We start from the raw sequence: 7092 nt of genomic DNA on the forward strand, positions 1-7092 counted from the left end.
CCCGCTCTTTAAAAGAAGAGCAGGCTTAATATGTTTATTGAATTACAGAAATATTATTTGTTCATTTCAGCTTCGATTGCATCGAACTTGTCACCCATGTTCAGGTTATAATAGATACCACGTAAAGCTGTCATATAATCTCTTTCATCAGGTTTCATCTGATGTGCTTTTTCGAAATACGGCATTGCTTGTTCGAACAAAGCTTTAGCTTTAGCTGATTCTTCCTGATATTTCTGGCTATCAGTAATTGAGTTAGCTTCACCCAATTTGTTTACACCCTGGTTGTAATATACACGACCCAAGTTGGCCAAGATATCTGGATTTTCACCATCCAATTCTACAGCTTTCTTGAAGTATTCTTCTGCTTTAGCATAATCTTTTACGCCTGTTTCATAAACACGACCCATTACATCATACAACTGTGCATTGTTCGGTTCTTTTTGAATTGCAGAATTCAAGTATTCAATAGCTTGTTCGTTTCTGTTTGAATAGATGTAGTTATTGATCAAGCTCAGCATATAATACTTTTCATCAGGGAATTTTTCCATACCTTCTTTCAAGGTTTTTTCCAAGTTAACAGTATCTTTAGCTTGTTCGTATTCGTAGCACAGATACTGATAAACATCATTCTGACGATAGTCTGTATTCTTAGCACGTTCCAGAGCTGCAATAGCTTTCTGAGAATCTTTCAACTGAGTAGCTGCAACGGCTGCATAGAACTGAACAGTCATGAAGTTAGAGTCGCGAGCAGCTGTCGGAGTATCTTTGAACATAGGATGATCAGAGATTTCCAGATACTGCTGGAAGAAGTCGTATGCTTTCTGATAATCTTTCTGATCGAAATAATAAGCACCACCATTGATATAATATACATGGTTAGCACTCAAAACACTCTTAATATCTTTTGTGAACTTCGGTTTGATCTTACCCTTTTCATTCGGCTGCTGATCTAATTCATAAGCCTTTTCAAAATACGGCAGAATCTTAGCCAAAGCGTCATACATTACAACTTCATTCGGCTGCTGGCCTAACATTTGCTTTGTTCTTTCTGTGCTGAACTGCTGATCTTCGATAAAACCGGCTACATACCAAGTTTTAGCTTGATCTTTTGTTTCTGCATTTTCCAGAGCGCCTTTGATCACTGATCTGGCTTCTTCAAAATTCGGGGTTGTACCCTTTGCTAAACTCTGTGCTTCACTTACAGCTTTCTTTTGTGCAAACGAAGCTGAAAACGCCATACAAAGTGCTGCTGTCAATAATACTTTTTTCATTGTAAATAAAAGTTTTAAATAAATATTCTATTTGTTTATCTATCGGTTTTTAATGATTATTCATCAGATTGATTGTCATCAGTCGGCTGAATTACATTCTCTTCGTTAGTTGCTTCCTGAGCCTGTTCTCTCGCCTCTCCGCTCGCTTTATCTGCCGCTGCCTGTTCTTCCGAATCAGTCAATACTTTACAAACAGAAGCGATTTCATCATTTCGTTTTCCTAAATTAATTAGGCGTACTCCTTGCGTTGCACGACCAATAATACTCAAATCTGATACTTTCGTCCGGATGGTAATACCTGACTTGTTGATGATCATCAAGTCATTTTCATCCGTCACGTTCAAGAAGGCCACTAATTTACCAGTTTTCTCTGTAATATTCAAAGTTTTTACACCTTTTCCTCCTCGATTTGTGATTCGGTAGTCATCAATGTGTGAACGTTTGCCGTATCCTTGTTCGGAAACAACCAATGTCGTTTCTTTTTCTTTGTCTTTGATGCATACCATACCGACTACTTCATCCATACCATCTTCATCGAGAGTCATACCTCGAACACCTGAAGCAGTACGTCCCATCTCACGAACGGCACTTTCATGGAAGCGGATTGCACGACCATTTCTGTTGGCAATCAATACTTCCCGATCTCCATTTGTCATACAAACCTGAATCAAGCCGTCATCTTCACGCAAGGTAATGGCATTAACACCATTCTGGCGTGGACGAGAATAGGCTTCCAGACAAGTTTTCTTGATAATACCTTTCTTCGTACAGAATAACAGATAATGCGAATTGACAAACTCTGTATCGGTAGTCAGTTTCTTAACCCGGATAAAGGCTTGTACCTTATCGTCTGCCTCAATATTCAACAGATTCTGGATCGCACGGCCTTTAGCATTCTTTGTTCCTTCCGGAATCTGATAAACCGGCAACCAGAAACAACGGCCCTTAGAGGTGAAGAACATCATCGTTGCATGCATAGATGCCGGATAAATATATTCAATGAAGTCTTCATCGCGTGTTTCCGAACCCTTCACTCCTATTCCTCCTCGTCCCTGAGCCTTGAAATCTGCCAGCGGAGTACGCTTAATATAACCCATGTGAGAAATAGTAATGATCATCTCATCATCAGCATAGAAATCTTCCGGATTCAGATCTTCCGAAGCATAGATGATATCGGTCTTACGTTCATCTCCATACTTGTCTTTGATTTCCTGCAATTCATCTTTGATAATCTTCATACAAAGATCATCGTTTTCAAGGATCTCTTTCAAGTAGGCAATTTGTTTTTCCAGTTCTTCGTATTCAGCACGCAGTTTGTCTTGTTCCAGTCCTGTCAGCTGACGTAAACGCATTTCAACGATAGCTCTAGCTTGACGATCAGATAAAGAGAAGCGTTCCATCAATCGTTCAATAGCTTCTTGCGGACTGGTTGACGATTTGATGATTGCGATTACTTCATCAATATTATCGGAAGCAATGATCAAGCCTTCCAGGATGTGGGCACGTTCTTCTGCTTTCGCCAAATCATACCGTGTACGACGGATTACGACTTCATGACGATGGTCAACAAACGCTTTGATCAGATCCTTCAGATTCAACAAACGCGGACGTCCGTTTACCAAGGCGATATTGTTGACACTAAACGAAGACTGCAAAGCCGTCATTTTATATAATTTGTTCAGAACGACCTGAGCATTCGCATCACGTTTTACATCAACAACGATACGTAAACCGGCGCGGCTTGACTCATCTGTTACATCCGAAATGCCATCAATACGTTTTTCATTTACCAAATCAGCAATACTCTTTACCAAATCTGATTTGATAACCTGATACGGAATTTCAGTAATGATAATTTGTTCATGGTTGTTTTCGACTTCGATTTCAGCCTTACCGCGTAAAACGATTCGACCACGTCCGGTCATGAAGGCTTCCTTTACTCCGTCGTAACCATAAATTGTAGCTCCCGTTGGGAAATCTGGTGCTTTAATATATTGCATCAGGTCTTCTATCTCTATTTCTCCACGAGAATCGATATATGCCATACAACCGTCTAATACTTCAGACAAATTGTGTGTCGGCATATTGGTAGCCATACCGACTGCAATACCCGAAGCTCCATTCACCAGCAAATTCGGAATGCGGGTTGGCAATACGGTCGGTTCCTTTAAAGAGTCGTCGAAGTTCAGTTGGAAATCGACTGTATCTTTATCTATATCACGAAGCATTTCTTCAGCCAGTTTGCTGAGGCGTGCCTCTGTATAACGCATGGCAGCCGGACTATCATTGTCCATTGAGCCGAAGTTTCCCTGGCCATCTACCAATGTATATCGCATGGACCACCATTGAGCCATACGAACCAGCGCGCCGTAAACGGAACTATCGCCATGCGGATGGTATTTACCTAAAACTTCACCAACAATTCTTGCAGATTTCAGATGTTTTTTGTCGGATGTGTTTCCAATCATGTTCATACCATATAATATACGGCGATGAACAGGCTTGAAACCATCTCGTACATCAGGAAGAGCACGTGAAACGATCACCGACATAGAATAGTCTATGTAGGCCGACTTCATTTCTTCCTCAATGTTAATCTTTATAATTCTGTCTTGATCAACCATTTAGTTTTATATTAATTACACTAGATTTTAAATCTATTAAAAAGTGCACTAAAGTAAGGCTTTTCTGTCGATTACGAAAGAAAATCGGCTTAAAAATTATATTTTAACCCATTCTAAATCTATTTAAAGAATGGTGGCACAGTATTTGATAAAACTATTAAAAACAAATTGTGGATAAATTTTAAGGCTACAAAAGATAAAGTTTACGCAAGAAAGTTTATCTTTGCATCTTGCAATTATAGATGGAAGGATTCACGAATCCTGATGTGGATTTTAAGGAATAAGATCTGCTGAAAGGAATGAGATTTCTTATTATACACCTATATATATTATAAGGATGAAAAATAAATATTCAGAAAGATTGATTGACGTTATTGAATACAGTCGCGAGGAAGCCGGCCGCTTACAGAATACTTATATCGGTCCGGAGCACTTGATGCTGGGCATTATTCGCGACGGTTCAGGAAAAGCTTATCAATTGCTGGAGGATTTTCATGTTGATCCGTTTACGATCAAACGGCTGATTGAACAGGAAATCAAAAATACCGTCGATTCTGATTACTCAACCCAGGAAATAACCGTTAGCAAAACTACTGAACGGGTATTGCGGATGAGCGATGCAGAAGCGCGTAATTTACATAAAGACCAAACGGATACCGAGCATTTGTTGCTGGCTATTATCCGTGAAGAATATAATGTTGCTGCCCGTATCCTGATGGATGCCGGAATTTCTTATTCTTCTCTCTTTGAAAAGTTGCGGGAAGAATCTGAACCTAATTATAGGCATGCAGACCATGAACCTGAAGATGAAGAATTAATGGAAATTGAAGACGGATATACAGACGATGATGAAGAAGATGAAGATGACAACTTCTCTCGTCGGGACAATCCTCGCTCCTCTTCTTCGGGAAATGCGGGTGCTGCTCCGTCAAAATCGCCCAATGATACACCGGTATTGGATAATTTCGGTACCGATATGACACGGGCTGCTGCCGAAAACCGTTTGGATCCGATTGTAGGCCGGGAAAAAGAAATCGAACGACTGGCACAGATTTTAAGCCGTCGCAAGAAGAATAATCCGGTATTGATTGGAGAACCGGGCGTAGGTAAATCTGCCATCGTAGAAGGTTTGGCCATGCGTATCGTACAACGGAAGGTTTCTCGTATTTTGTTTGATAAACGAGTGATTAGCCTGGATATGGCATCTATTGTGGCAGGCACGAAGTATCGCGGACAATTTGAGGAACGTATCAAGGCGATCTTAAACGAACTTTCCAAGAATCCGAATATCATTTTGTTTATTGATGAGATTCATACGATTGTCGGCGCCGGTTCGGCTGCCGGTTCGATGGATGCGGCCAATATGTTGAAACCTGCTTTGGCTCGCGGTGAAATTCAGTGCATTGGTGCCACTACATTGGACGAGTATCGTAAGAACATCGAGAAAGACGGTGCACTGGAACGTCGTTTCCAGAAAGTGATTGTGGATCCGACAACGGCAGAAGAGACATTACAGATTCTGAACAATATCAAAGACCGGTACGAAGAACATCACAATGTTTATTATACACCGGAAGCTTTAGAAGCGTGTGTCAAATTGACAGAACGTTATATCAGCGACCGGAATTTCCCGGATAAAGCCATTGATGCTTTAGACGAAGCGGGTTCGCGCGTACATATTTCTAATATTATCGTTCCGAAAAGTATTGAAGAGCTGGAAGCCAAGATAGAGGCAACGAAGAATGAAAAGTTGGCAGCGGTGAAATCGCAGAACTTTGAGTTGGCAGCTAGTTTCCGCGATAAAGAAAGACAATACTTAATGGAATTGGAATCGGCCAAGGCTAAATGGGAAAAGGAAATGCAAGAGCATCGGGAAACGGTAGATGAAGACAAAGTAGCAGAAGTGATTGCTATGATGTCGGGTGTGCCGGTTCAACGAATCGCGAAGGCAGAGAATGCCCGATTGCTGGAAATGAGCGACATTCTAAAAAGTAAGGTTGTCGGACAAGACGATGCTGTGCATAAGATTGTCAAGGCTATCCAGCGTAACCGTGTCGGACTGAAGGATCCGAACAAGCCGATTGGCACGTTTATGTTCCTCGGACCGACTGGCGTAGGTAAAACGCATTTGGCTAAGAAGCTTGCAGAATATCTGTTTGATTCGGCGGATGCATTGATCCGGATTGATATGAGCGAATATCTGGAGAAGTTTGCCGTGTCTCGTCTGATTGGAGCGCCTCCGGGATACGTCGGCTATGAAGAAGGTGGACAATTAACGGAAAAAGTTCGCCGGAAGCCGTATTCGGTTGTCTTGCTCGACGAAATAGAAAAGGCACATCCGGATGTATTCAATCTGTTGTTGCAAGTACTCGACGAAGGACGTCTGACGGATAGTTTGGGCCGTCGGATCGATTTCAAGAATACAATTCTGATTATGACGTCGAATATCGGTACACGTCAGTTGAAGGACTTCGGACGTGGAGTGGGTTTCAATACGCAAATGGCAGGCGAAGTGGATAAAGACTTCTCAAGAGGTGTGATCCAGAAGGCCTTGAACAAAGCCTTTGCTCCTGAATTCCTGAACCGTATTGACGACATCATTATGTTTGATCAATTAGATAAAGAAGCTATTTATAAAATTATTGATATCGAACTGAAAGGTTTGTATAAGCGTGTGAAAGATTTGGGTTATTCCCTCGAGATCACCGATGCAGCCAAAGACTTTGTAGCCTCGAAAGGATACGATGTACAGTTCGGTGCCCGTCCGCTGAAAAGAGCTATCCAAAAGTATTTGGAAGACGAGATGGCGGAACTGATCATCCGGTCGTCTGTTACAGGTGGTGATACAATGGTGGTAGATTTTGATACCAATGAACAGAAAATCATCACTTCAGTAAAGCAGACATCCGGACATAATTCTTGATATCATTTATGTTTTTCATGTAAAACGCCCGTGCAAGGCTAGAGTCTCTCGTGAGAAAGGTTCTATGCCTTGCTTTTTTTTATGCCTCTCCCATTCAATTCTCTCCTATTTTCAGTCAGGTTTGCAACTCCTGTTTCGTATCTTCTGAATCAGAATCCCATTACAGGGCTGACGCATTACAAACTTCCAGACCTTTTAAAAAGTATTTATCTTTAGAGAGTCAAAGGGATAATAATAATAATAAAAATCAAAGAAGTAATGGAAATATTCTCTA

General features: G+C 41.1%; 3 protein-coding genes. 1 reads left to right on the forward strand and 2 read right to left on the reverse strand.

The features are described 5' to 3' along the window. Positions 1-53: 53 nt before the first annotated feature. Positions 54-1271 (reverse strand): tetratricopeptide repeat protein, encoded by a 1218-nt coding sequence (locus tag MUN53_RS06645; protein WP_243324133.1) that lies wholly within the window; start codon positions 1269-1271, stop codon positions 54-56. A gap of 56 nt (positions 1272-1327) precedes the next feature. Further along, positions 1328-3895 carry a DNA gyrase subunit A gene (gyrA, locus tag MUN53_RS06650; RefSeq protein ID WP_022455643.1) on the reverse strand — a complete coding sequence of 856 codons (2568 nt, stop codon included), beginning with the start codon at positions 3893-3895 and terminating at the stop codon, positions 1328-1330. A 337-nt stretch (positions 3896-4232) separates the two neighbouring features. Here gyrA and MUN53_RS06655 point away from each other — a divergent pair, with 337 nt between their 5' ends. Next, positions 4233-6818 (forward strand): ATP-dependent Clp protease ATP-binding subunit, encoded by a 2586-nt coding sequence (locus tag MUN53_RS06655; RefSeq protein WP_243324136.1) that lies wholly within the window; start codon positions 4233-4235, stop codon positions 6816-6818. The last annotated feature ends 274 nt before the right edge of the window (positions 6819-7092 follow it).

It is taken from the genome of Parabacteroides faecalis, from assembly GCF_022809355.1.
Taxonomy (GTDB): Bacteria; Bacteroidota; Bacteroidia; order Bacteroidales; family Tannerellaceae; genus Parabacteroides; species Parabacteroides faecalis.